Below are 23485 nucleotides of genomic sequence, written 5' to 3'. Positions count from 1 at the left end.
AAACCGATTACACCCCAATTCCGGGGGCTAATCCGTAAATCGCGGCAGGCTCTCCCGGCCCGTCAGGCGCATGGCTTGCAGGACCTCGTCCACGGCCCTGGCCCTATCGAAAAAATCCATTTCTATCATTGACTTGCGCTTGCACCGCAGGCCCCCAGCGAGGCCTTCGCCCGGTTGGGCGGCGGACAGCCGCCACGATAAAACCGCGCCCGAGTTTATGACCTTTCATCATGCAAAAATAGAAAATAATGTATCGGTAATACTTAATATCCTGTCGTCGCAATCGCGTAAACAAACAGCGTTTCAAGCGCTTCGCCGGAATATCCGCTCTCGGCACTGTTACCAGTAGAAACTACAGAAACGTATCTTCACAAAAAAACACGCCCGTGTTTAAATGAAACACGGGCGTGACTTCCATGCGGAATCGGACCATCGGCGGCCAGAGCGCAGCGCGCTCGAGCCAAGCGCCGCCCAGACCGCGACCGCGGCTTCTGCCGCGGCCCAGACTCGGATCAATAGTTCAAGACCTTCGCCCGCCATCAGACAACATCGCCAGATGCCGCCACATCGTGGCGCAGCACAGGGAGACGGGCATGACACGCAAGGATCGGGCGGTCGCAGGCGCAAGCACAGGCGGGCATCCATGAACAACACCCTGGATGTCATTTTCTTGGGCCAGGCCGACGCCCGCCATGCCCGGTTGGTCGAAGCCCTGTCCCATCTGGGCTTCGGCGTGCGGCGCTGCCACGACCTGGCCGACGTCTACGACCGCTATTCGCGCCGGCCCAGCCCATTGATCATCCTGGAAGCCCCCCTGCCCGACATCCACAATGCGGCGGTGCGCCTGCGCGCCATCGACCGCGGACTGGGTATTGTCGCCATCGCGCCGTTCGGCAGCGAGGAAAACCGCATCCGCACCTTGCTTTGCGGCGCCGACGCCTGCCTGCCGCCGGAGGTGACCGGGCTGGAACTGGCGGCGGTGCTGCAGGCATTGGTACGGCGCGCCGTCGGCCTGGATCTGTCCGATCCGGCCGCCGAGCCGACGCCCGAGGAACCGCTGCAGGAATCCTGGCGGCTCGCCAACAAAGGCTGGACGCTGATCAGCCCCGCCGGCCACCGCCTGGGGCTGACCACGGGCGAGCGCGATTTCCTGACGCGCCTGGTCCAGGCGCCTGATCGCAAGGTCAGCCGCGACGCGTTCTACCCGGACGGCGCCGAAGACGCGGATGGCGCCATCACGCGGCGCCGTTTCGTCGACGTGATGATCAGCCGCCTGCGGCGCAAGGCCGCCGCCCAGCACATGACGCTGCCGATCCGGGCGGTACATGGCTGGGGCTACATGTTCGCGGCGGATATCGCGCTGGAACTGGAACCGCGGGAGGGGGGGGAGGAGAGCCGTCCGGACGGACTGGGAAGCTGGCGGCGCGCCGCCGTGGATGCGAACGCGTCAACTTACTGATACGCTAACGATTGGCTGGCGGCAGGCGAAAAAAACGCGGCGCTGCCCCGAAGGTAAGACGCCGCGCTAAAACAACACGTGAGCCTGGAGTCATCAGCCGGCACTGATGCCTTCTACCTGGATCACGCGATTCCAACATTCGTGCCTCATACTGCTCACGCACGGGCTGGCCGTGAGCCCGGCCAGGGTCTCTAGTCCCCGCCCAAGCTGCAGCGTGATAACGCCCGGGGATTTCGTCCGCCGCTACAACTGGCGGGCTTGTCGCCCGTATCAGCGGCGTTCCTTCCGGATAGCCGCGTGATGAAGGAAGTTTAGGACGCCAGGCGCAATTCAAGTAATTCTTTGTTGATAGCCTTCTATACATATCAGATATAGCAAGGCCGCCGCGTGGACCGATAGAATGCTGGCAAAGGATCCCCTGACATGCCCAATCCCCTGACCAGCCTTGCGCGCCGCCTACGCCGCCTGCTCGCCCTCGTTCCCCCCAACTGGTGCCTTGCCGTCCTGGTGGCGCTGGACGGCTATGCCTTCATGCACCCGGTGCTGCGCGAGGTGCGCGCGCGCGAGTACTCCTTCTGGCTGGCGCTGGATAACTGGCGCGACCTGATGCAGGTGGTGGGCCTGCTGGAAATCCCCCGGCTGGTGCTGGGCGTCGGCCTGCAGGTCATCGCCCTCGGCCTGATCCTCAAGGCGCGCATCGCCTGGGCCTTCTCGCTGGTGCTGTTGATCGGCGTGGGCACCTTCGCCATCCTGGGCGAAAGCGGACGCATCGGCCTGGGTGTCTACACGCTGGTGCTGGTGATCGCGCTGATCGCCTATTGGCGCCGCTTCGACCGTGCCAGCGTCACCGCCGGCTCGCTGTTCGCCCTGGTCAGCATGTTGTCGCTGCTGATCTATGCAGTCTTCGGCACGCTCTACCTTGGCGAGGAATTCAAGCCGCCGATCGAGGACGCGGCCACCGCCCTGTATTTCTCCATCGTCTCGATGTCGACCGTAGGCTATGGCGACATCACTCCTCACAGCAACGCGGCGCGCTTGTTCACCGCGTCGATTATCATTCTTGGCATCACCGTCTTCGCTACCTCCATCAGCGCTATCGCCGGCCCGGTGATAGGCGGCAACCTGAAGCGGCTGGTGAAGGGCCGGTTTTCCATCGCCATGAGAAAAAACCATATCATCATCGCCGGCGCCACGCCCCTGGCCATGAGCGTCTACGACGGCCTGCGCCGCCGTGGCGACGAGGTCACCGTCATCGTGCCCCCGGGCCTGCCACAGGAATACCCCGCCGCCACCGACCTGATCGAGGGTGACCCCTCCAGCGTCGAGGTGCTGCGCAGCGCTGGCGTCGCCCGCGCGCGCTACGTCCTGGCGCTACGCGAGGACGACGCGGAGAACGCGTTCATCGTGCTGGCCGCCAAGGAGGCCAGCGGCGAACAGGGCGCCAAGACGGTGGCCCTGGTCAACACCAGCAAGCACCTGGAGAAGATCCGGCGGGTGCAGCCCGACCTGGTGTTTTCGGTGCAATTGCTGGGCGCCGAGCTGCTGGCGCGCACCATCACCGGCGAGCCGCTGGACAGCCAGTCGATCACCGACCTGTTCTTCGCCAAGGCCACGCCCCACGCCAAGGCGGGCTGAGGCGGCCGGCGTGGGCCGAGCCGAGTGCGCGGCGCCGTCACGGTCAACGCCCGTCAGCCACAGCGATAGACGTTGCCCGACAGCGTGACATTGGTCTGTTCCAGGTGATCTTTGCCGCCGGTCTGCCCGGCGCGTTGCGTCAACAGATACACCACGTTTCCCCCCATCGCCGCGGCGCGGTTCTTCAAGTCATTGCGCGCGCCGGTCTCCAGGTCGGCGTTGGAGGTGATCGCGCCGGCCAGGAAATTGCCCTGGCTGCCGGTCACATCGCCCAGGAAGACGCATTCCCTGCCGGGTTCGTTGTGGGTAATGCGCACGCTCGCGGCGGCGCCGGGCGCCAGCGCGGTGGGTGCGCAGGCCGCCAGCGTGGCGGCGCAGGCCATGAGGGAAGCGATACGCAGCGTATCGCGGGACAGCGCGAACAAGGTTTGCATGACAGCAGGCATCCATCGAGAAGACGTGGGAACCCGGCGCCCGGCTTCGGACCGGGCGCGCGGCGGAAATTGGCAAAGTGGAAGCGGCGTCAGTCGGGGTCCGCGTCGCCCGGCGCCGGGCCCGGTTGATATTCGAGCAGGTCGCCGGGCTGGCACTGCAGCACTTCGCAGATGCGCTCCAGCGTATCGAAGCGCATGCCCTTGACCTTGCCCGATTTGAGCAGCGACAGATTCGGCTCGGTAATGCCGATCTCCTGGGCCAGTTGGCGCGCCTTCATCTTGCGCTGCGCCAGCATCACATCCAGCCGTACGATGATCGCCATCAGATGAATCCCCGGTTCTCTTCCGCGACCTGGGCCGCCTCTTCCATGGCCCAGGCCAGCGTGAACAACAGGCCGCCCAGCAAGCCGAGCAGGATGTCGCTGACGTCGATGCCGACCATCATGTAGCGCCCGCCCGGCCCGTTGGCCAGCGTGAGCGCCAACATCAACACGGTTTTCAAGGCCGGCACGGCGACGCTGAACACCGTGACCAGCAAGGCGATGCCACGCAGGTGCCGGGCCGAGGTCACGGTCAGCACATCGCCGCGGCTGAAGTCGGAAAACATCGCATGGGCATGCGCAATGGCGCGCAACGCCAACGCCGCCACCACCCCGAACAAGACAAAGCCCAGCACCCGGTACGCAGGCCCCAGGTGCAGGCGCGGCAACGCGACAGGCGCGGCCGGTTCCGTATAGGCCGGCGCCGTGACGCCGAGAAAGGAATACAGGCCGCGGGCCAGCACGGCCTCGGGCGTGAAGAACCACATGCCGACCAGCGCCGCGACGAGGATCACCGCGGCAACGACCAGCAGGCCGCGCATCCAGCGCGACAGCCCACGAATGCGGGCCAGGCGCCGCGCGCCGCTGGCGGGGGGCGAGGTCTGCGGGGCGGATGAAGAGGTCGGCGCGGTTGTCATGGCGGTCTCCGGATGACATTGCTGAGGAAACTAAGTTGCTGTAGTGTAGCAACAAATTATCGTTTTACAATAATTTTTTATCCTGAAAAAGGAAAATCATGCGCCTCTCCCTGGCGTTGGCATTGCTGCTCGCCGTGCTGCTGTACTTCGTGTTTTCAGCCCCATGCGGCCACGCTGCCGACCCGGACGAACGGCCCTGCCGCGGCGCGGCCTTCGCGCCAGGCGGGCGCGGCGGGGTTCTGTGGTCGCTGGGAAACCGCTTTTCGTTATTGAACCTGCCGCTGCGCGCGCTATGACGCCGCGGGCACCGGCGGCTGCGCCGCTTTCTCGGCATACCACCGCACGAAATCGGCCGCCGGCATGGGCCGGGCAAACAGGTAACCCTGAATGAACGCCACGCCGCGCTGCGTCAGATAGTTGAACTGCTCGGGCGTTTCAACGCCTTCGGCCACCACGGCCAGGCCCAGGCGATGCGCCAGTGTGATGATCACGTCCAGCACCGGCGCCTCTTCCCCGGTGGGCTGGATGGCGTGCACAAAACCCTTGTCGATCTTCAGGTAGTCGACCGGGAATTTCTGCAGGTACGACAGCGAGCAATGGCCCGTGCCGAAATCGTCGATGGCCACGAACACGCCCTGCGCGCGCAGCGCGTCGAGGTTGGCGCGGGCCTGGCCGTTGTCGGTGATCAGGCTGCGCTCGGTGATCTCCAGCACCATCAGGGAGGGCCGGATGGCGGCGCGAAACGCCTGTATATCCGCCACCAGCGTCGTGCTCGACAGGTGTTCGGGCGCCACATTCACGGCGATGTGGAAATCCGGCGGCGTCGCCCAGCCCTGCATGTCGCGCTGGATCAGCTTGAGCAGATGCTGCGTCAGCGGCACGATCATATCCTCGGCCTCGGCCGCCGCGATGAAGATGTCGGGCCGCACCGGGCCCACTCCCGGGCGGTGCCAGCGCATCAGCGCCTCGACGCCTTCGCACCGGCCGGTGACCTTGCCATACACCGGCTGGTATTCAACGTGGAATTCCCCGGCCAGCATGGCGCGCCGCAATTGTTCCTTGAACGATTGCCGGCTCACCTGCAGGCGGTAGGCGCCGAAGGCCAGCAACGCGCCGCACAGCAAGGCCACTGGCAGATAGGCGATCAACAATTGCTGCCAGGCCCGCACCACGGTTTCGGCCGGCGCCATCACCGTGACGCTCAGGTCATCGCGACCGGCAATCGGCTCGGACGATGCGAACAGCCGCTCCGAAGCCGCCGCGCTCCAGGCCTCGCTGCGGATAGGCGCGCCCCGGCCCAGCGTCACCTCCAACTGGTAGGCCCCCAGCGACGACACCGCGTTGAGCAGATCCTGCACGTAGCGGCCATCGATCACCACCACCCCGCCACGGCCGTCCTCCCCGGCCATGCCCAGCAGCAGGGCCGGCCGCTCGGGGGCCAGCGGCGTCCCCGTCACGCTGACAAACCACTGCGTCGGCGGCGTGCCGACCGGCCAGCGCGGGAAAGTGCCGGTGTCATAGTCCACGTCGCCCAGCACGGAGGAACAATAGATGCGATCGCGCCGGACCAGCAGCAATGAGCGGAAATACGGGTTCAGCGTCCCCCAACGCAACAGACTGGCATGCACGGCCGGGCAAGGCTGCGCGGCCAAGGCGGTGACACGCGGCAGGATATCCAGGGCGTGCGTCAGGATCTGCTCGGTCTGGACCCGCACGATCCGCCCCACCGTGGCGGCCTGCGCGCGTTCGCTGTTCAATGCGTACAGCCAGCTCCAGCCGATGCAGCCAAGCGCGGGCAGCACCAGGGCCAGGGCCACCGGGAAATAGCGCCAGGACGGTACGCGGACCGTCATTCCTGAGGTAGGCACATCGTCCTCGCTGCGTTCAGTCATGGAGTGACGCAAGGATACAGGGTGACGCATCCGCTGCGCACCCCGCATCCAGGATGGCTGCCATTACAGCAAGTGGCAGATCATCGCCACATGCGCCTCGCGCCGTTCGGGCAGGTTGAGACGCTCGTCCGGTCCCGGCAGCATTGCCATGAAGATGGCATGCACCACCGGCGACAGCAGCAGCCAGGGGTGCCGCAGCGCCGGGCCATCGCCGCACAGGCCGCGCTCGCGGGCCAATGCCAGCAATTGCGCGATATCGGCCAGATGCGCGTCGACGGTCGCCTGGCGCCAGCGTCGCGCCAGGTGCGGCACGCGCGCGCTCTCGGCCAGCAGCAGCCGCATGGCGGTAATCATGGCCGGATTCGCCAGGCTGGCATGGAGGTGATTGACGATACGCTCGGCCAGTTGACGGGGCGTGTCCGACCCGTCAACCAGGGCGCGGGCATCGATCCGCGGCGGACTCAGATAACGCGCCAGCAGGGCTTCGAACACCTCTTCCTTGCTGGCGAAATGCGCGTACAGGCCGCCTTTGGACAAACCGGCGCGCAAGGCGATGTCATCCATCCGTGCGCCGGCATAGCCGGCGGCCGAGAACTCCTGCAGCGCGGCGTCAAGAATCTGCTCGACGCGCACGGTCGGAGGCAGACGCAAACGTTGCGTGCTCATCACCACTGCTCCCTGTGCGAATCGACGCGTGGCCATGCCGCGCGCCGACCCCTCCATTAAAAACCGACCGGTCAGTCGTTATCTTGATCCTGATCAAGGAGAGCCCAGGAGGGCGGCGGCACAATGATCAAGAAGTCGGATTTGTCCGACCCCAGGGCCATCGCCCGGTTGCGCGACAAACCGTTCCTCGAGCGGCACTCCCGCCGCTCTTGCATCCCGGAGCCACCATGCCGATCATGCCCCCAGCGCCCCCCCAGCAGCATGCGCGACCCGCAGGCCGGTTCGATGATGCGGCCTGGCAGCAGTGGCCGTTCGCGCTGTGGCGACAGGGTTTCGAGCTGGCCCAGCAGGGCTGGGATGCGTGGGCGGGCGCCCTGCCGCTGACGGACGCGCACCAGCGCCAACTGGCGGCGTTCGCGGCGCGCCTGTGGCTGGAACCGCTGGCCCCCGACAACAATCCCTATACCAACCCCCTGGTGTGGCGCCAGACCCTGAGCGAAGGCGGCGTCAACCTGCTGCGCGGCGCCTACAACGCCTGGGAAGACGGCGTGCGGCAATGGAGCGGGCAGCCGCCCGTCGGCGCCGAACACTTCCGCCCCGGCCATGAGGTCGCGACCACGCCGGGCAAGGTGGTGCTGCGCAATGCCCTGGCCGAACTGATCCAGTACCGGCCCACCACCGGGCGCGTGCGCCCCCAGCCGATTTTCATCGTGCCGGCCTGGATCATGAAGTACTACGTGCTGGATCTGTCGCCCCACAACTCACTGATCCGCTATCTGGTCGATCAGGGGTATACGGTGTTCTGCGTGTCCTGGAAGAATCCCACGCCCGCCGACCGCGACCAGGGCCTGGACGATTACCTGCGCCTGGGCGTGCGCGAGCCGCTGGCGGCGATCGAGGCGATCGTGCCCGGCGCTGCGGTGCACGCGGTGGGGTACTGCCTGGGCGGCACCCTGCTGACCATGGCCGCCAGCGCCATGGCGCGCGACGGTGACCGGCGCCTGGCCAGCCTGAGCCTGCTGGCGGCGCAGACCGACTTCAGCGAGCCCGGCCAGTTGGGCCTGTTCATCGACGCCTACCAGGTGGCGCTGATAGAGACGGAAATGGCGGCGCTGGGCTACTTCCCCGCGCGCCAGATGAGCGGCGCGTTCCAGTTGCTGCGCGCGCAGCAACTGCTGTGGGCGCCCATGATCTCGGAATATCTGCTGGGCCAGCGCCGCCCCATGAATGACCTGCAGGCCTGGAACGCCGATTCCACCCGCATGCCGGCGCGCATGCATGGCCAATACCTGCGCCACCTGTACCTGGACAATGACCTGGCTTCCGGCCGCTATCTCGTGGACGGCCGTCCGGTGCGGCTGCAGGACCTGCGCCTGCCGATATTCTGCGTCGGCACGGAAACCGACCACGTCGCGCCGTGGCGTTCGGTCTACAAGCTGCATGGCCTGGCGCCGGCGCCCTTGACGTTCGTGCTGACCAGCGGCGGCCACAATGCCGGCATCGTCAGCGAGCCAGGGCATCCGCGGCGGCACTTCCGCAGCCGCTTGCGCGCGGCCGGTGAACCGGCCTTGACGCCGGACGCCTGGTTGGCCGGCGCCGCGCCGCACGAGGGCTCATGGTGGCCGCACTGGCTCGCCTGGCTGGACGCGCGCTCTGGCAAGCCGGTCAGCCCCCCCGGCCTCGGCGCCGCGCGCAAGGGCTATCCGGCGCTGGACGATGCGCCGGGCATTTACGTCACGGAGAAATGAGTATGACCCGCCGCCCCCTTCCGCTGCGGCGCGCCGCCCGCCTGGCGCCGGCCATCCTGGCGGCGCTGCTGGCGCAGGGCTGCGTATCGATGGCGCCGCAATACGTCCGGCCCGCGGCGCCGGTGGCCGCCGTCTATCCCGGCCAGGCCGCCTCCGCCACGCCCGGCGCCACCGCGCGGGACGCGGCGCAGATCGGCTGGCGCGACTACTTCACCGACCCCGTGCTGCAGGGCCTGATCGACGCCGCCCTGGCGTATAACCGCGACCTGCGCGTGGCCCTGCTGCGTGTCGAGGAAGCGCGCGCGCTCTACGGCATCCAGCGCGCCGACCAGTTCCCCACGATCGGCGCGCAGGCCGAAGGCGCCCGCGCCCGCACGCCGGGCGACCTGAACCTCACCGGCCAGCCGCAAGTGACCAGCCAGTACCAGGTAGGCGTGGGCATGGCGGCCTGGGAACTGGACTTCTGGGGCCGCGTGCGCAGCCTCAAGGATGCTGCGCTGGAGAACTACCTTGCCTCCGACGCGGCCGCCAAGGCAGCCACGCTCAGCCTGGTGACGCAGGTCGCGGACAGCTACCTGTCGCTGCGCGAACTGGACGAACGGCTGGCATTGACCCGCGCCACCATTGCCTCGCGCGAGGAATCGCTGCGCATCTTCCGCCGCCGCTTCGAGGTGGGATCGATCTCGAAGCTGGACCTGACCCAGGTCGAAACGCTATGGCAGCAGGCGCGGGCGCTCGGCGCCGAGCTGGAGCAGGCCCGCGCCACGCAAGCCCATGCGCTGGAACTGCTGACCGGCGAGCCGCTGGCCCTGCCGCTGCCGCGCGCGGGCCTGGACGACGACAGCGTGATGCGCGACCTGCCAGCCGGGCTGCCCTCGGACCTGCTGGCCAACCGGCCCGACATCGTTGCCGCCGAACACCAACTGCGCGCCGCCAATGCCAACATCGGCGCGGCCCGCGCCGCCTTCTTTCCGCGCATCACGCTGACCGGCGCGTTCGGCACCGCCAGCGCCGAACTGGATGGCCTGTTCGGCGGCGGCAGCCGCGCCTGGAACTTCGCGCCCAGCCTCGACCTGCCCCTGTTCGACGCCGGGCGCCGGAGCGCGAATCTGGACCTGGCCGAGGTGCGCCGCGACCAGGCGGTGGCCGGCTACGAACGCGCCATTCAGAGCGCCTTCAAGGATGTGGCCGATGCGCTGTCGGCACGCCGCTGGCTGGCCGAACAGGTGCAGGTATTGCGCGCCACCGTGCAGGCGCAGAGCGAGCGCGCGCGCCTGGCCAAGCTGCGCTACGACCACGGCGCCTCGCCCTACCTGGAGGTGCTGGACGCACAGCGCGACCTGCTGGCGGCGCAGCAGGCGCTGGTGCAGACGCGCCGCGCCCTGCTGGCGGCACGGGTCGGGCTGTATGCCGCGCTTGGCGGCGGCACGCGCGTGGCGACGCCGGCCGCCCCCTCGCCGCAAGCGGCATCCGCCCCGTCGGCGGGGCGCGCGACGCCAGACCGCGCCGGTGCGGCTCCCGCTGCCACCGCTCCCGCGCCGATCAATACAGGATACGCACCATGAAGCTGCCCACCCGAAAACTGATTCCCCTGCTCGCGATCGTGGTCTTGGCCGCCGCCGGCTACTACGGCTGGCGCATGCTGTCGGACACCGGCCCCGGCCCGGGCTTCATCAGCGGCAATGGCCGCATCGAGGCCACCGAGGTCGACGTTGCCACCAAACTGGCCGGACGGGTGCAGGACGTGCTGGTGGCCGAGGGCGATTTCGTCAGCGCCGGCCAGCCGCTGGCCCGCATGCAGATCGACACGCTGCAGGCGCAACGCGAAGAGGCCCGCGCCCAGTACCAGCAGGCCGTCAACAACGCCGCCAGCGCCGCCGCGCAGGTGGCGCAACGCGAAAGCGACAAGCTCGCCGCCGAGGCCGTGGTGGTGCAGCGCGAAAGCGAACTGGACGCCGCGCGCCGGCGCCTGGCGCGGTCCGAGACCCTGTCCAAGGAAGGCGCTTCGTCGATTCAGGAGCTGGACGACGACCGCGCCCGGGTGCGCAGCGCGCAGGCCGCGGTCAACGCCGCACGCGCGCAGGTCAACGCGGCGCAGGCCGCCATTGACGCCACCCGCGCCGCGCAGGTGGGCGCCCGCTCGGCGATCGACGCGGCGCAGGCCACCATCGCCCGCATCGAGGCCGATATCGCCGACAGCGAACTGCGCGCCCCGCGCGACGGCCGCGTGCAGTATCGCGTGGCCCAGGCCGGCGAGGTGCTGGGCGCCGGCGGCAAGGTGCTGAATATGGTCGATCTGGCCGATGTCTACATGACGTTCTTCCTGCCGGAGCAGGCCGCCGGCCGCGTCGCCCTGGGCCAGGACGTGCGCATCGTGCTGGACGCGGCGCCCCAATATGTGATTCCTGCCAAGGTATCGTTCGTGGCCAGCACCGCGCAGTTCACGCCCAAGACGGTCGAGACGGCCACCGAGCGGCAGAAGCTGATGTTCCGCGTCAAGGCGCAGATCGACCCCGAGCTGCTGCGCCAGCACCTGCGCCAGGTCAAGACCGGCCTGCCCGGCGTGGCCTGGCTCAAGCTGGACGCCGATGCGCAGTGGCCCGCCAACCTTGAAGTCAAGGTGCCGTGATGACCGCGACCACGACGGCCTCCCCCGCTCCGGTGGTCAAGCTGTCGGGGGTATCGCTGCGCTACGGCAAGACGCTGGCGCTGGACGCCATTTCGCTGGACATCCCGGCCGGCCGCATGGTGGGCCTGATCGGCCCGGACGGCGTGGGCAAGTCGAGCCTGCTGGCGCTGGCCGCGGGCTCGCGCGCGGTGCAGACCGGCACGGTCCAGGTGCTGGGCGGCGACATGGCCGACAAGCGCCACCGCGATGACGTCTGCCCCCGCATCGCCTACATGCCGCAGGGGCTGGGCAAGAACCTCTACCCCACCCTGTCGGTGGAAGAGAACCTGCAGTTCTTCGGCCGCCTGTTCGGCCATGGCGCGGCCGAGCGGCGCCGCCGCATCGACAGCCTGACGCAAAGCACCGGCCTGGCCGAGTTCCTGTCGCGCCCGGCCGGCAAGCTGTCCGGCGGCATGAAGCAGAAGCTGGGCCTGTGCTGCGCGCTGATCCACGACCCCGACCTGCTGATCCTGGACGAACCCACCACCGGCGTCGACCCGCTGGCGCGGGCGCAATTCTGGGACCTGATCAACCAGATCCGGCGCGACCGCCCGGGCATGAGCGTGATCGTCGCCACGGCCTACATGGACGAGGCGCAGCGTTTCGATTGGCTCATCGCCATGGACGACGGCCGCGTGCTGGCCACCGGCACCCCGGACGAACTGCGTCAGCGCACCGGCACGGGATCGTTGGAGGCCGCCTTCATCGCCCTGCTGCCCGAGGAGAAACGGCGCGGGCACAAGCCCGTCGAGATCACGCCGCTGGCGCTGGGCGACGACGCGCCCATTGCCATCGAGGCGCGCGACCTGACCATGCGCTTCGGTGACTTCGTCGCGGTGGACCACGTCAACTTCCGTATCCGCAAGGGCGAGATCTTCGGCTTTCTCGGCTCCAACGGCTGCGGCAAGTCCACCACCATGAAGATGCTGACCGGCCTGTTGCCGGCCAGCGAGGGCCGCGCCTGGCTGTTCGGCACCGAAGTCGACCCGCGCGATCTCGATACGCGCCGGCGTGTCGGCTATATGTCGCAGGCATTCTCGCTTTATGGCGAGCTGACCGTCCGCCAGAACCTGGTGCTGCACGCGCGGCTGTTCCACGTGCCCGAGGCGCACATCCCGGCGCGCGTGGACGAAATGGTAGCGCGCTTCGATCTGGGCGAAGCGCTGGACGAACTGCCCGAGAAACTGCCCATGGGCATGCGCCAGCGCCTGTCGCTGGCGGTGGCCATGGTGCACAAGCCCGAGCTGCTGATCCTGGACGAACCGACCTCGGGCGTGGACCCGGTGGCGCGCGACAACTTCTGGCGCCTGTTGATCGCGCTGGCGCGGCAGGACCAGGTCACCATTTTCATCTCGACCCACTTCATGAACGAGGCCCAGCGCTGCGACCGCATGTCGCTGATGCATGCGGGCAAAGTGCTGGTCAGCGCCGCGCCCGACGAGATCACCCGGATGCGCGGCGCCAGCACGCTCGAAGAGGCCTTCATCGCCTATCTGGTCGACGCCGGCGCGGGCACCCGACCCGGCGCGGCGGCAGCGGCCGGGCCGACGCAGGAGGCCGCGGAACCGGCCCAAGAGATGCGCGGCTTCAGTCTGCAGCGCATGTACAGCTATATGTGGCGCGAGGCGCTGGAACTGCGCCGCGACCCGGTGCGCGCCACCCTGGCGCTGGCCGGGTCGCTGCTGCTGATGTTCGTGATCGGCTTCGGCATCAGCCTGGATGTCGAAGACTTGCGCTATGCCGTCATGGACCGCGACCAGACCGCGCTGAGCCAGAACTACAGCCTGAACCTGGCGGGATCGCGCTACTTCATCGAGCAGCCCCCCATCACCAGCTACCAGGACATGGACGCGCGCATGCGCAGCGGCGAACTGTCATTGGCGATCGAGATTCCACAGGGCTTTGCGCGCGACGCCGAACGCGGCCGCAAGGCCCAGATCGGCGTGTGGATCGATGGCGCCATGCCGCAGCGCGCCGAAACCATCCGCGGCTACGTGCTCGGCATGCACCAGGGCTGGCTGCAGCAACAGGCGCGCGAACGCCTGGGCGCGGCAGCCACCCAGCAGGTCGGCATCGAAACCCGCTTTCGCTACAACCCGGATGTGCGCAGCCTGCCGGCCATGGTGCCGGCCGTGATTCCGCTGTTGCTGCTGATGATGCCGGCAATGCTGACAGCGCTGGCGGTGGTGCGCGAGAAGGAACTGGGCTCGATCATCAACCTGTACGTCACCCCGGTGACGCGGCTGGAATTCCTGCTGGGCAAGCAAGCGCCGTACGTGGCGCTGGCGATGCTGAATTTCCTGTTGATGGCGCTGATGGCCGTGACCCTGTTCGGAGTGCCGATCACCGGCAGCTTCGCCACCCTGCTGGCGGCGGCCTTTATCTACAACGTGGTGGCCACCGCCATCGGTCTGCTGGCCTCGACCTTCACCCGCAGCCAGATCGCCGCGCTGTTCTTCACCATGATCGGCACGCTGGTGCCGGCGGTGCAGTTCGCCGGCCTGCTCAACCCGGTATCGTCGCTGGAAGGCGCCGGCAAGCTGATCGGCCAGGTCTACCCCGCCACGCACATGCTGACCATCAGCCGCGGCGTGTTCAGCAAGGCGCTGGACTTCTCCAATCTGCAGGGATCGTTCTGGCCGCTGCTGGTCGCCATTCCCGTGATCCTGGGCGCGTCGACACTCCTTTTGAGAAAGCAGGAGACCTGAGCCATGCCGCGACATGCCGCCAATATCTTCCGCCTGGGCGTCAAGGAACTGTGGAGCCTGGCGCGCGACCCGATGATGCTGGTGCTGATCTGCGTGTCGTTCACGCTGATGATCTACACGGCCGCCACCGCCGTGCCCGAATCGCTGCACAACGCCGCGATCGCGGTGGTGGACGAGGACGCCTCGCCCCTGTCCGCGCGCATCACCTCGGCGTTCTATCCGCCGCATTTCACCCGGCCGGCGATGGTCAACCTGGCCGAGGCCGACGCCGGCATGGACGCCGGGCGCTATACCTTCGTGGTCAACGTGCCCCCCAATTTCCAGCGCGACGTGCTGGCCGGCAGGCCGGCCGAGATCCAACTGAACGTGGACGCCACCCGCATGAGCCAGGCGTTCACCGGCAGCAGCTACATCCAGCAGATCATCACCGACGAGATCAACGAATTCGTCCAGCGCTACCGCAAGCCGACCGAACTGCCGGTGGACCTGGCGGTGCGCATGCGCTTCAACCCGAATCTGACCCAGGCGTGGTTCGGCAGCCTGATGGAGATCATCAACAACGTCACCATGCTGTCCATCATCCTGACCGGCGCGGCCCTGATCCGCGAACGCGAGCACGGCACCATCGAACACCTGCTGGTCATGCCTGTTACTCCCACCGAGATCATGCTGGCGAAAGTGTGGTCCATGGGGCTGGTGGTATTGGTGTCCGCTGCGCTATCGTTGACATTCGTCGTGCGTGGCCTGCTGCACGTGCCGGTCGAGGGATCGGTGGCGCTGTTCCTGGCCGGAGTGGCGCTGCATCTGTTCGCGACCACCTCCATGGGCATCTTCATGGCCACCCTTGCGCGCAGCATGCCGCAATTCGGCATGCTGCTGGTGCTGGTGCTGCTGCCGCTGCAACTGCTGTCCGGCGGCACCACGCCGCGCGAGAGCATGCCGGAATTCGTGCAGAACATCATGCTGGCCGCCCCCACCACCCATTTCGTGGAACTCGGCCAGGCCATTCTCTTTCGCGGCGCGGGATTGAGCGTCGTCTGGCAACCGTTCCTGGCGCTGGCGCTGATCGGCAGCGTCCTGTTCGCCTTCTCGTTGACCCGTTTCCGCAAGACCCTCAGCCAGATGGCGTGAGGCCTGTGCATTCGTTGCCCCTTACCACTCACTCTTAAAAGGACGCATGATGAAGAAGACAACCGCTTCCACGCCCCAGGACCTCGCCGGCGCCAACGCCGCCTACTGCCAACGCCTGGGCGAACTGGCGCGCGAGAGCCAGCAGCGCTGGCTGCAACTGGGCCAGCGCCTGGCCAGCGACGGCACCGGCCAGTACCTGTCAACGCTGGCGCCGCTCAAACTCGACGGCAACTGGCAGAACATCGCTCCCGCGCTGGGCGAGGTCACGCGCAAGCAATGGCAGAGCCAGCTCGAGGCCAGCCAGGCCATCACCCACGCCGCGCTGGAAGACCAGGCGGCGCTGGCCGCGGGCGTCAGCGAAGCCGTCAGCGGCTGGTTGCGCAGCGCCTCGGCCGCGGCCAGCGGCGGCCTGGCCGAATCGCCGCTGACGCGCATGTGGTCCTCCTATTTCGACCAGATGACCTCGGCCTGCTCGGCCATGCGCGAAGCCAGCCAGTTCGGAGCACGCCATGGCGACTAAACGCACCGCGCTCGTCACCGGCGGCACCGGCTGCCTGGGACGCGCCATCGCCCTGGCCTTGCACGACGCCGGCCACGACGTCATCGTCACCTATCACTCGGACGAAGCCGGCGCCCGGGCCTGGATCGACGAGGAGGCCCGCCAGGGACGCCGCTTCGACCAGGTCAAGATCGACGTGGCCGACTACGATGCATGCCAGGCGCTGGCGCGGCGCCTGGCCGACGATGGCCGCCAGATCGACATCCTGGTCAACAACGCCGGCATCACCCGCGACGCCAGCCTGCGCAAGATGAGCTACGAAAACTGGCACGACGTCCTGCACAGCAATCTCGACTCGATGTTCAACATGACGCAACCCCTGTGCGGGCCGATGGCCGACCGCGGCTGGGGACGCATCGTCAACATCTCGTCGGTGAACGGTTCCAAGGGCGCTTTCGGCCAGACCAACTACGCCGCATCGAAAGCCGGCATCCATGGCTTCACCAAGTCGCTGGCGCTGGAGCTGGCCAGGAAGGGCGTCACGGTCAACACCGTATCGCCGGGGTACCTGGCCACGCGCATGGTCGAGGCGGTGCCCGAGGACGTGCTCAAGGAGAAGATCCTGCCGCAGATCCCGCTGGGCCGGCTGGGCCAGCCCGCCGAAATCGCCGCGCTGGTGGCATTTATCTGCAGCGACGCGGCGGCGTTCATGACCGGCAGCAATGTCGCCATGAACGGCGGGCAGCACATGTATTGATGCGGGCCGCGCAACGCTGGCGCCGCCGCCGGCCTCAGGCTGCCGGCGACGCCATTTCCTCGATCAGGAAGTCGACCAGCGCGCGCACTTTCGCCACCATGTGGCGGCGCGAGGGATAGACCACGTAGACGTCGGTTTTCGCCGGCGTCCAGTCGGATAACACACGGCGCAGCGCGCCGCTTTCCAGGTCGGCCTGCACGTAGACGCGCGGCACCAGGCTCACGCCCAATCCGGCGCGCAACGCATCCCGCACCGCCAGGCTGGAATTGACCTTGTAGCGTCCCCGCACCTGCACCCGTTCGAGCTGGCCGCCGCGCTGGAAGGTCCATTCATCGGCATGCCCGGACAGCGTGAAGCGCACGCACTCCAGGCGCCGCAGGTCGGCGGGCTGCTGCGGTTCACCGTGCTCGCGCAGATAGGCCGGCGCACCGCACAGCACATGTTCCAGCGTCATCAGCTTGCGCGCCACCAGGCTCGATTCTTCCAGCCGGTCGCTGCCCCGGATGGCTACGTCGAATCCTTCCCGCACCAGGTCGATGCGACGATCCTCCAGATGCAGGTCCAGCGACAGGCGCGGATGGCGCGCCAGGAAGCGCGGCATGGCGGTCGACAACAGCGTCAGGCTCAACGACATGGGCGCGCTGACGCGCAGCGTGCCGGTGGGTTCATGCTGCAATGGCCCAAGGGACATCTCGGCTTCGTGCAGGTCATCCAGGACGCGGACAATCTGCTCGTAGTATTGCCGCCCCGCCTCGGTCAGGCTCATGCGACGGGTGGTGCGGTTCAGCAGGCGCACCGCCACGTGCGCCTCGAGTTCGGCGATGTTCTTGCTGACGGCGGCGGGCGACAACCCCACCTGGCGCGAGGCGGCGGCAAAGCCGCCTTGCTCGACCACTTGGCGGAAGACCTTGAGGGCGGTGAGATGGTCCATGGGCGCTATTATTTACCAGCGGTGAATTATCTAACGATTGAAATGCATATTATCGCCATGAAGCGATTCAATTAGCCTGTCGGTACTGCCTCTGGCGCCACGCGCGCCCGCCTGAAGGAACGCCTTATGAACCGCAGCACCGACCTGCTCCTGACCGCCACCGCCCCCGCCATCTGGGGCAGCACCTACGTCGTCACCACCCTGATGCTGCCGCAGGGCTATCCCCTGACCGTGGTGATGCTGCGCGCCCTGCCCGCCGGCATCCTGCTGCTGCTGGCCGTGCGCCAGCTCCCGCACGGCATCTGGTGGCTGCGCACCGCGATCCTGGGCGCGCTGAACTTCTCCGTGTTCTGGGCGCTGCTGTTCGTGGCCGCCTACCGCCTGCCGGGCGGCGTGGCCGCGACCCTGGGCGCGATACAGCCGCTGGTGGTGATCCTGCTGGCGCGCGCCTTGCTTGGGTCGCCGGTGCGCGGGCTGGCGGTGCTGGCGGCGCTGGCCGGCATCGGCGGCGTGGCGCTGCTGGTGCTCGGCCCCAAAGCGGCGCTCGATCCGGTGGGCGTGGCCGCCGGGCTGGCCAGCGCCGCGTCAATGGCGCTGGGCACCGTGCTGAGCCGCCGCTGGCAGCCGCCGGTGTCGGCGCTGACGTTCACCTCCTGGCAATTGACGGCGGGCGGCGTGCTGCTCGTGCCCCTCGCTTTGCTGGCCGAACCGGCGCTGCCCGCGCCGACCATGCTGAACGTGCTGGGCATCGCCTACCTGGGACTCATCGGCGCCGCGCTGACCTACGTCATCTGGTTCCGCGGCCTGGCGCGGCTGGAGCCCGCGGTGGTGTCGTCGCTGGGCTTTTTAAGCCCGGTGTCGGCGGTGCTGCTGGGCTGGGCGCTGCTGGACCAGCGCCTGAGCGCGGCGCAGACAGCCGGCATGGCGATCGTGGTGGCCAGCGTGTGGCTGAGCCAGCGCGTGCAACGGCGCGCGGCGCTCACGGGCGCAGGCGTTCCAGCAGAAAATCCACGAACGTCCGCACCCGCAGCGACACATGGCGCACATGGGGATAAAGCAGGGTGAATGCGCGCGAGGCGCCACCGAACGCCGGCATGATTTCAAGCAGATCGCCGCGCCGCAGGTCGTCCTGCACCACGAAGCGATAAGTCTGGAACAAGCCGGCGCCATGGCGCGCCAGGCTGACGCCGCCCAGCACGTCGCCCGAACAGCGGGTGCCGCCGGTGGTCGGCAGCTCGATCTGGCGGCCATCGCGCATGAAGATCCATGGGATGTCGCGGCCGGTGCTGGGTAGTTCGAACTGGATGCAGTCGTGCTCGCGCAGGTCCTCCAGCGTACGCGGCGTGCCCGCCCGCCGCAGATAGCCGGGCGCGGCGACCAGCACCACCTCCGCGTCCTCGAGCTTGCGCGCCACCAGGTTGGAATCGGGCGGCAGGCGTCCACGGATCGCCAGGTCGTAGCCTTCCTCGGCAAAATCGATGTTGCGGTTGCTGATGTGGACGTCGACCTGCACCAGCGGATAGCGTTGGCGGAACTCGCCCAGCAGCGGCAGCACGCGGTGATGGGCATACGGCGTCGGCAGGCTGATGCGCAGCTTGCCGGCCGGCTCGGCCTGCTGGCCGGTGACCTCGCGCTCGGCCTCGTTCAACAGGGCCAGGGCCGAACGGCATTGCTCCACGTAGCGCTGGCCGGCGGCGGTCAGGCGGATCTGGCGCGTGGTGCGCACGAACAACCGCACACCCAGGCGCTCTTCCAGCCGCGACACGGAACGGCTGACCGCGGCCGGCGTCACGCCCGCGGCATTGGCGGCGGCGGTGAAGCTCTGCAGTTCGGCCGCCAGACAGAACAGTTCGACGCTGCCCAGCATCAGGTCTTCAAAACGGCGCTGCATGACATGTCCTCGTGCATGACGGAACCGCGCGCGGGGTTCACCGCGGCGGTTCGGCCGCGCGTCGAACCGGCCGAAGCGCGGCCACCCAATTCATTACATGGTGCATTCATTGATTTGATATTTGGTGTGTTTATCACGTTTCGAGTCATAAGTAGAGTGGCGCTACCCCCTCTTATCTCGGAGTCCACACATGTCCAAGCAAACCAAGACCATCATCGTGACCGGCGCCTCCAGCGGCATCGGCCTGGCCATCGCCCGCGCCTACCTGGAGCGCGGCGACAACGTGGTGGGCAATGCCCGCAGCGCCGAACGCCTGGCCCACGCCGCCCGCCAGTTGGGCAACCCGCCGCGCTTTCTGGGCGTGGCCGGCGACATCGGCCACCCCGACACCGCGCGCGCCCTGTTCGAACGCGCCACGCAGGCCTTCGGCAAGGTCGACGTGCTGGTCAACAATGCCGGCATCTTCATCGCCAAGCCGCTGGGCGAGTACACCACCGACGACGCCGACGCGCTGTTCAGCACCAACCTCAAGGGCTTTTTCTACCCGTCGCAGCAGGCCGCCGCGCACATGGCGGCGCACGGCGGCGGCCACATCGTCAACATCACCGCCAGCATCGCGCTGCAACCGCAGCAACAGGTGCCCGCGCTGCTGCCGGTCCTGGTCAAGGGCGGCCTGAACCAGGCCACCGAAGCGCTGGCGCTGGAACTGGCGCCGCACAACATCCGCGTCAACGCGGTCGCCCCGGGTATCATCGAGACGCCCATGCATGACGGCGGCGACACGGATTTCCTGGACCGCCTGTCGCCGTCCGGCCGCCGCGGCAACACCCGCGACGTGGTCGATGCGGTGCTGTACCTGACCGATTCGTCGTTCACGTCCGGCGCCATCCTGCCCGTCGATGGCGGCGCCGCGGCCGGTCGTTGGTAAGCCCTTTGACAAGCCCCGCCGGCGCGCGCGCCGGCCTACATCGAGGAATCCGCATGCCTTACATCAACATCCAGATCACCCGCGAAGGCGCCACACGCGAGCAGAAGGCCGAGCTGATCAAGGGCGCCACCGACCTGGTGGTCCGTGTGCTCGGCAAGGACCCGCAGGCCACGTTCGTGGTCATCGAGGAAGTCGACACCGACAGCTGGGGCGTGGCCGGCGAAACCGTCACGGCGCTGCGCCAGCGACAGCGCGCCGCGCAGGCAACCTGACGGGGCCCGCCGCCAGTTGCCCCTGCGCGGCGGCCGGATCGAGCGGCGCAGCCTCACCGCTGCGCCGTTTTTTTTGTAACGCCGTCATCTGCCCCCCTCATCGCATCCACCTCGTTTTCCCTATGGGAATCCGGATCGAGGCGTGACCGCCGCGCCAAACTGATCCGCTTTTTTCGTCGCCGTCTGAATCTGTACTGCACAGTGTCACGGACCTATTCTGGCGCGGCAGGCATCGGCCTGTCCGCGCGCGCCGCCCCTCGGCGGCAGGATCGCGCGGGCCTTGAAGTCAGGAATCACCCGCCATGGATAGCGACGCGCTACTACTTGCCCGGATACAGTTCGGGTTCACCATTTCCTTCCACATCCTCTTTCCGGCCATCACCATCGGCCTGGCCAGCTACCTGGCCGTGCTCGAAGGCTGCTGGCTGCGCACCCGCAACACCGTCTACCGCGACCTCTACCACTTCTGGACCAAGATCTTCGCCGTCAACTTCGGCATGGGCGTGGTGTCCGGCCTGGTGATGGCGTACCAGTTCGGCACCAACTGGAGCTTCTTTTCCGATTTCGCCGGCAGCATCACCGGCCCCCTGCTGGCCTACGAAGTGTTGACCGCGTTCTTCCTGGAAGCCGGCTTTCTGGGCGTGATGCTGTTCGGCTGGTCGCGCGTGGGCCCGGGCCTGCACTTCTTCTCGACCATCATGGTGGCGCTGGGCACGCTGGTCTCGGCCACCTGGATCCTGGCGTCCAACAGCTGGATGCAGACCCCCGCGGGTTACGAGATCCTGGACGGCCGCGTGGTGCCGACCGACTGGCTGGCGGTGATCTTCAACCCCTCGTTCCCCTACCGGCTGGCGCACATGGGTATCGCCGCGTTTCTGGCCACCGCGCTGATGGTGGGCGCGTCCGGCGCCTGGCATCTGCTGCGCGGCGACCGCGGCCCGGCCGTGAAGAAGATGTTCGCGATGGCGATGGCCATGCTGGCGATTTGCGCGCCGCTGCAGGCGCTGGTGGGCGACTTCCACGGCCTGAACACGCTCAGGCACCAGCCCGCCAAGATCGCCGCGATCGAAGGCCATTGGGACAACGAGCCCGGCGCGGGCGTGCCGCTGACCCTGTTCGGCATTCCCGACATGGCACGCGAGGAGACCCGCTACGCGCTCAACCTGCCGCGCCTGGGCAGCCTGATCCTCACGCACAGCTGGGACGGCCAGTTTCCCGGCCTGAAATCGTATCCGCCCGAGGACCGTCCCAACGCCACCGTGGTGTTCTGGTCATTCCGTGTCATGGCGGGCCTGGGCATGCTGATGATCCTGCTGGCCGGCTGGGCGCTGTGGGCGCGCTGGCGCGGCCGCCTGTACCAGTCGCGCGCGCTGCAACGCTTCGCGCTGTGGATGGGGCCGTCCGGCCTGGTGGCGATCCTGGCCGGCTGGTATGTCACCGAGATCGGCCGCCAGCCGTGGATCGTCTACGGCGTGATGCGCACGGCCGACGCCGCCACCCGCCACGGCCTGGGCGAATTGACGCTGACGCTGGCGCTGTTCGTGGCGGTGTACCTGTTCGTGTTCGGCGCCGGCGTGTCGTACATGCTGCGCCTGATCCGCATGGGCCCGACCCCGGCGCCCGGCCACGCGCCGCTGTCCGGCGGCCCGGGCGAGCCGCGCCAACCGTCGCGGCCGCTCTCGGCCGCGTCCACCTCGGCGGACGCGACGTCCGCCCAACCCGGATTCAAAGGAGCCTGACGCCATGGGCATCGACCTTGCATTGATTTGGGCCGTCATCATCCTGTTCGGCGTGATGATGTACGTGGTGATGGATGGCTTCGACCTGGGCATCGGCATCCTCTTTCCCCTGATCGCCGACGCCGAGGAGCGCGATGCCATGGTCAACACCGTCGCCCCCGTGTGGGACGGCAACGAGACCTGGCTGGTGCTGGGCGGCGCGGGGCTGTTGGCGGCGTTTCCGCTGGCCTACTCGGTGATCCTGAGCGCGCTGCACCTGCCGCTGGTGTTCATGCTGCTGGGGCTGATCTTTCGCGGCGTGGCGTTCGAGTTCCGCTTCAAGGCCGACCCGCGCCACCGCGCGCTGTGGGACCGCGCCTTCGTGCTGGGATCGCTGTGCGCCACCTTCTTCCAGGGCGTGACGCTGGGCGCCTACATCGAGGGCATCCCGATGGTCGGCCGCGCCTATCAGGGCGGGCCGTGGGACTGGATCAGCCCGTTCTCGCTGTTCACCGGCATGGGCCTGGTGGCGGCCTACGCGCTGCTGGGCTGCACCTGGCTCATCATGAAGACCGAAGGCCGCCTGCACCGCCACATGTGCGCGCTGGCGCGGCCGCTGACGCTGGCGCTGCTGGCGGTGATCGCCGCGCTCAGCCTGTGGACGCCGCTGGCGCAGCCGCACATCGCGCAGCGCTGGTTCAGCCTGCCCAATATGTTCTGGTTCCTGCCGGTGCCGCTGCTGGTGGCGGCCGCCGGCATCGACCTGATGCGGCGCGTGCGCGGCACGCCCGGCGCGGGGCCGTTCGTGCTGGCGCTGTGCCTGGTGTTCCTGGGCTACAGCGGCCTGGGCATCAGCATCTGGCCCGCCGTGATCCCGCCCGACGTGTCGATCTGGACCGCGGCCGCGCCGCCGCAGAGCCTGGGCTTCGCGCTGGTCGGCGCGCTCGCCATCATTCCGATTATCCTGATGTATACCGCCTGGTCCTACTATGTGTTCCGCGGCAAGGTGCGCACCGGCGAGGCGTTTCACTGATGGCCGCGCCGACCTCCCTGCCTTCCTGGCGCAGCCGGTTGCTGTGGCTGCTGTTGATCTGGGCCGGCGGCGTGGCGGCGCTGGGCCTGGCCGCCGGCGCGCTGCGGCTGGTGATGCGCGCCATCGGCATGTCGACCTGAACCGCCGTACTCCCCGG

At 67.9% G+C, this 23485-nt stretch carries 23 protein-coding genes; 16 read left to right on the top strand and 7 right to left on the bottom strand.

What is annotated here, in order from left to right:
- Positions 1-643 precede the first annotated feature (643 nt).
- Both K2W61_RS11665 and kch read left to right on the top strand, forming a co-directional pair.
- Positions 644-1459, top strand: a complete 816-nt coding sequence (locus tag K2W61_RS11665; RefSeq protein ID WP_175132882.1) for a response regulator transcription factor — start codon at positions 644-646, stop codon at positions 1457-1459.
- 435 nt (positions 1460-1894) lie between these two features.
- Positions 1895-3094 (top strand): voltage-gated potassium channel protein, encoded by a 1200-nt coding sequence (gene kch / locus K2W61_RS11660; RefSeq protein ID WP_419761644.1) that lies wholly within the window; start codon positions 1895-1897, stop codon positions 3092-3094.
- A gap of 53 nt (positions 3095-3147) precedes the next feature.
- On the opposite strand, the gene K2W61_RS11655 is transcribed toward kch, so the two are convergent.
- From K2W61_RS11655 to K2W61_RS11645, 3 genes are all read right to left on the bottom strand, one after another.
- Positions 3148-3528: a DUF4156 domain-containing protein gene (locus tag K2W61_RS11655; protein ID WP_217483958.1), complete on the bottom strand. Its 381-nt coding sequence runs from the start codon at positions 3526-3528 to the stop codon at positions 3148-3150.
- Positions 3529-3617: 89 nt separating this feature from the next.
- Entirely contained in the window at positions 3618-3851 is a 234-nt protein-coding gene (locus tag K2W61_RS11650) for a helix-turn-helix domain-containing protein (protein ID WP_175132884.1), read from the bottom strand.
- Positions 3851-4486, bottom strand: a complete 636-nt coding sequence (locus K2W61_RS11645; protein WP_175132885.1) for a DUF2975 domain-containing protein — start codon at positions 4484-4486, stop codon at positions 3851-3853. Before K2W61_RS11645 ends, K2W61_RS11650 begins: the two co-directional genes overlap by 1 nt.
- Before the next feature lie 98 nt (positions 4487-4584).
- On the opposite strand from K2W61_RS11645, the gene K2W61_RS11640 reads away from it, so the two are divergent.
- The gene (locus K2W61_RS11640) at positions 4585-4782 is read left to right on the top strand and encodes a hypothetical protein (RefSeq protein ID WP_175132886.1); all 198 of its coding nucleotides are present in this window, start codon (positions 4585-4587) and stop codon (positions 4780-4782) included.
- On the opposite strand, the gene K2W61_RS11635 is transcribed toward K2W61_RS11640, so the two are convergent.
- Both K2W61_RS11635 and K2W61_RS11630 read right to left on the bottom strand, forming a co-directional pair.
- Positions 4777-6378: an EAL domain-containing protein gene (locus K2W61_RS11635; RefSeq protein WP_336885391.1), complete on the bottom strand. Its 1602-nt coding sequence runs from the start codon at positions 6376-6378 to the stop codon at positions 4777-4779. The two genes, K2W61_RS11640 and K2W61_RS11635, sit on opposite strands and share 6 nt — an antisense overlap.
- Before the next feature lie 63 nt (positions 6379-6441).
- A complete protein-coding gene (locus K2W61_RS11630; protein WP_175132887.1) occupies positions 6442-7044 on the bottom strand; it encodes a TetR/AcrR family transcriptional regulator in 603 nt (200 codons plus the stop codon).
- Between the two features lie 227 nt (positions 7045-7271).
- On the opposite strand from K2W61_RS11630, the gene K2W61_RS11625 reads away from it, so the two are divergent.
- Genes K2W61_RS11625 through phbB form a run of 7 tightly spaced genes read left to right on the top strand, consistent with a single transcriptional unit; the run spans position 7272 to position 16555 of the window.
- Complete coding sequence (locus K2W61_RS11625) at positions 7272-8792, top strand: PHA/PHB synthase family protein (protein ID WP_236755667.1); 1521 nt, start codon at positions 7272-7274, stop codon at positions 8790-8792.
- Between the two features lie 2 nt (positions 8793-8794).
- Positions 8795-10357: an efflux transporter outer membrane subunit gene (locus K2W61_RS11620; protein WP_236755666.1), complete on the top strand. Its 1563-nt coding sequence runs from the start codon at positions 8795-8797 to the stop codon at positions 10355-10357.
- On the top strand, positions 10354-11421 hold the full coding sequence (locus K2W61_RS11615) for an HlyD family secretion protein (protein ID WP_236755665.1): 1068 nt from the start codon (positions 10354-10356) through the stop codon (positions 11419-11421). Before K2W61_RS11620 ends, K2W61_RS11615 begins: the two co-directional genes overlap by 4 nt.
- Positions 11421-14168, top strand: a complete 2748-nt coding sequence (gene rbbA / locus K2W61_RS11610) for a ribosome-associated ATPase/putative transporter RbbA (protein WP_236755664.1) — start codon at positions 11421-11423, stop codon at positions 14166-14168. Before K2W61_RS11615 ends, rbbA begins: the two co-directional genes overlap by 1 nt.
- Before the next feature lie 3 nt (positions 14169-14171).
- Complete coding sequence (locus K2W61_RS11605; RefSeq protein ID WP_175140360.1) at positions 14172-15299, top strand: ABC transporter permease; 1128 nt, start codon at positions 14172-14174, stop codon at positions 15297-15299.
- A 46-nt stretch (positions 15300-15345) separates the two neighbouring features.
- Entirely contained in the window at positions 15346-15819 is a 474-nt protein-coding gene (locus tag K2W61_RS11600) for a hypothetical protein (RefSeq protein ID WP_175132893.1), read from the top strand.
- Positions 15809-16555, top strand: a complete 747-nt coding sequence (gene phbB / locus K2W61_RS11595) for an acetoacetyl-CoA reductase (protein WP_175132894.1) — start codon at positions 15809-15811, stop codon at positions 16553-16555. The genes K2W61_RS11600 and phbB overlap by 11 nt, the downstream gene beginning before the upstream one ends.
- A gap of 34 nt (positions 16556-16589) precedes the next feature.
- Here phbB and K2W61_RS11590 read toward each other — a convergent pair whose 3' ends face one another.
- Entirely contained in the window at positions 16590-17486 is an 897-nt protein-coding gene (locus K2W61_RS11590; RefSeq protein WP_175132895.1) for a LysR family transcriptional regulator, read from the bottom strand.
- A gap of 126 nt (positions 17487-17612) precedes the next feature.
- Between K2W61_RS11590 and K2W61_RS11585 the strand changes: the two genes are divergently transcribed.
- Complete coding sequence (locus K2W61_RS11585; RefSeq protein ID WP_236755663.1) at positions 17613-18551, top strand: EamA family transporter; 939 nt, start codon at positions 17613-17615, stop codon at positions 18549-18551.
- Here K2W61_RS11585 and K2W61_RS11580 read toward each other — a convergent pair.
- Positions 18466-19377, bottom strand: a complete 912-nt coding sequence (locus K2W61_RS11580; protein ID WP_236755662.1) for a LysR family transcriptional regulator — start codon at positions 19375-19377, stop codon at positions 18466-18468. The two genes, K2W61_RS11585 and K2W61_RS11580, sit on opposite strands and share 86 nt — an antisense overlap.
- A gap of 190 nt (positions 19378-19567) precedes the next feature.
- Between K2W61_RS11580 and K2W61_RS11575 the strand changes: the two genes are divergently transcribed.
- The 5 genes from K2W61_RS11575 to K2W61_RS11555 all read left to right on the top strand — a co-directional run bounded on the left by K2W61_RS11575 (position 19568) and on the right by K2W61_RS11555 (position 23468).
- Positions 19568-20305 (top strand): SDR family NAD(P)-dependent oxidoreductase, encoded by a 738-nt coding sequence (locus tag K2W61_RS11575; RefSeq protein WP_175132898.1) that lies wholly within the window; start codon positions 19568-19570, stop codon positions 20303-20305.
- Between the two features lie 53 nt (positions 20306-20358).
- Positions 20359-20577 carry a tautomerase family protein gene (locus K2W61_RS11570; RefSeq protein WP_006391465.1) on the top strand — a complete coding sequence of 73 codons (219 nt, stop codon included), beginning with the start codon at positions 20359-20361 and terminating at the stop codon, positions 20575-20577.
- A gap of 302 nt (positions 20578-20879) precedes the next feature.
- Positions 20880-22316, top strand: a complete 1437-nt coding sequence (locus tag K2W61_RS11565) for a cytochrome ubiquinol oxidase subunit I (RefSeq protein WP_175132899.1) — start codon at positions 20880-20882, stop codon at positions 22314-22316.
- Positions 22317-22320: 4 nt separating this feature from the next.
- The gene (gene cydB, locus K2W61_RS11560; RefSeq protein WP_236755661.1) at positions 22321-23328 is read left to right on the top strand and encodes a cytochrome d ubiquinol oxidase subunit II; all 1008 of its coding nucleotides are present in this window, start codon (positions 22321-22323) and stop codon (positions 23326-23328) included.
- A complete protein-coding gene (locus K2W61_RS11555) occupies positions 23328-23468 on the top strand; it encodes a DUF2474 family protein (protein WP_006391468.1) in 141 nt (46 codons plus the stop codon). Before cydB ends, K2W61_RS11555 begins: the two co-directional genes overlap by 1 nt.
- Positions 23469-23485 lie beyond the last annotated feature (17 nt).

The sequence above is a fragment of the Achromobacter pulmonis genome (assembly GCF_021733725.1).
GTDB lineage: Bacteria > Pseudomonadota > Gammaproteobacteria > Burkholderiales > Burkholderiaceae_B > Achromobacter > Achromobacter pulmonis.
This window is presented reverse-complemented; position numbering and strand designations above follow the sequence as displayed.